Here is a 1,903-nt window from a genome sequence, read left to right as displayed (position 1 = left end):
GAAAGTCGTTGCACTTCTTTGTTGTGCAACTGAAGGAAGCTATCGTAAGATTGGTTGCAGCGGTTTACATCCACTGCTTTGAGTGTGGCATCTACATTCTGTATCAGGAACGCAGAGTAAAGGTCTCTCTGAACTTTCGTGCCATCCGGCATGGTGTTCCAGCGCTTGCTGAGGTTCTTCTTCGTGAAGGTCTCCGTCAAATGGTTAAATTGGCTTGCCTTTACGGAAAAGGTATCAACCTTTTTGAAAGACCCGCCAGCGCTGATGACCTTGCGTTCGAGCGTCTTTACAAAGAGAGCCGGAGCTTTATTGCTGATGGATTTTCCAAATCTCTTCTTGCTGACGAATTTGCCTTTGCTGTTGGTCTTGGTCTCTTTAGACCTTTTCGCCAATGCGCGGAAGCGCATCTCTTCGATGTAGTGTTCATCACCAAAGGAAAGTAAGCGGTTCGCCAGCTCATTATGCTGTTGGACCCGCATCTCCCGCTGACGGCGGAAGAGTTCTCTCCTGCGGCTCTCCAATCGAAGGTAATGCTTCGACTTCACCCATTGGCGACCGCCTCTGCGGGTCAAGCAGGATGCAGGGAGCTTGTCCTTCGGGACGATAGAGCCGTCTTGGGCAAACATCTCAGGGTTGGTTGCCCTGCGGGAGCGGTCCATCGCTCGCTGGATGCGCCGAAGCTCTATGTCAATGCCCTTTACCTTATCCGCAAGCTCAGTGAGCAATACGGCGTCATTGCCAACGCTGGCAATGGTTTGTGGTCCGATGTCATGGCCGACTCTGCCGTTTCCCATAGGATGCAGGAGTTCGCCAGTTTCTGGTTTTACCTTCATCGGAGGCAATCCATCCAGCGTGAGCTGTACGAAGTAATGCCAACCGCTGGCATACCACCGACGCTGGATGCCGCAATAGCGGATATCCCTCGTCATCGACTCCTGCTGATAGCCATAGGGGTCTTTCTCATCGAAATGGACCCTGAGATTCATCCCATTGAAATAGACGAATCCATCTGCGTAGCGAATCCCAGAGGCGTTCGTTTTCGCAGTTATCGTCGTAAACTCGCTCCATTTGGAGAAGTGTACCTGTTTCCCGTTTCCAAAGAGGAGTTTCTGGTAGCCATCCCATACGGAGGAAGAAATCTTCTGCGCCACATGAACCGGGATGAGGTATCCTTTGCCGCCTTTCCCCCGGTAGTGCTTCCGGTACTTGTTAGCCTGTTTCTCGAACTGGTATTTCCCGAATCCAGCATCAGAGAACATCTCGTTCCTACGTTCGCAGAGGGCCTTGACGAGAATCGCATCCTTCGCAGCGTAAGCATCTGCCAATGCTGCCTGGTTGGCTTTCCAATCTTTCCGGGATGTAAGGTTTTCGTACTGCTTTCTCTCGTAGGCAATTAAATTGTTCTTGATATCGTTTCCTATTTGGAAGATGGTATCGAGCCTATCGATTTGCCATGTCTCACACTGGAGAGGCAGCGTCAAAACGAAGATGTGCTCGCTGGGTGATTTTCTTGCCATGACGCTGCCTCCTCATCAACGTGTTTTCTGACTCTCTACATAGCGGCGTATCGTTTCACTTGATACATTTCCTGCGGTACTGACAAAGTAGCTGCGTGTCCATACCGTAGGGCTTCGCAGTATATCCGAGAACTCACTTAACAGTACACGGGACGTATTTCCCTTTACGATACGCATGATATCGGCGGGACTATACTTTGGCAGGGCGCTCAAAAACAGGTGTACGTGGTCCACATGGCATTCCATGGCTAAAACTTCCATCTGGTTTTGCTCACAGATTTGGAGAACAGATTCTTTGAATCGGTCCTCCAGACCATCGATAAGAAATATCTTCCGTCGATAGCGCGGGCAAAATACAAAATGGTAGTTCAGCATTGAGACTGTTG

General features: G+C 50.1%; 2 protein-coding genes. Both read right to left on the bottom strand.

The annotated features are described in order from the left end of the window. Window positions 1–1,517: hypothetical protein (locus JQM68_RS13520; RefSeq protein ID WP_235223544.1), on the bottom strand; the 1,517-nt coding region annotated here is incomplete at its 3' end. Window positions 1,518–1,532: 15 nt separating this feature from the next. Next, the coding region (tnpA, locus tag JQM68_RS13515) for an IS200/IS605 family transposase (RefSeq protein WP_235223543.1) at window positions 1,533–1,903 on the bottom strand (371 nt) is incomplete at its 5' end.

It is taken from the genome of Oscillibacter valericigenes (assembly GCF_021531435.1).
GTDB lineage: Bacteria > Bacillota > Clostridia > Oscillospirales > Oscillospiraceae > Oscillibacter > Oscillibacter valericigenes_B.
The sequence above is the reverse complement of the archived record's forward strand: the minus strand, read 5'-3'. Positions and strand labels throughout refer to the sequence as shown.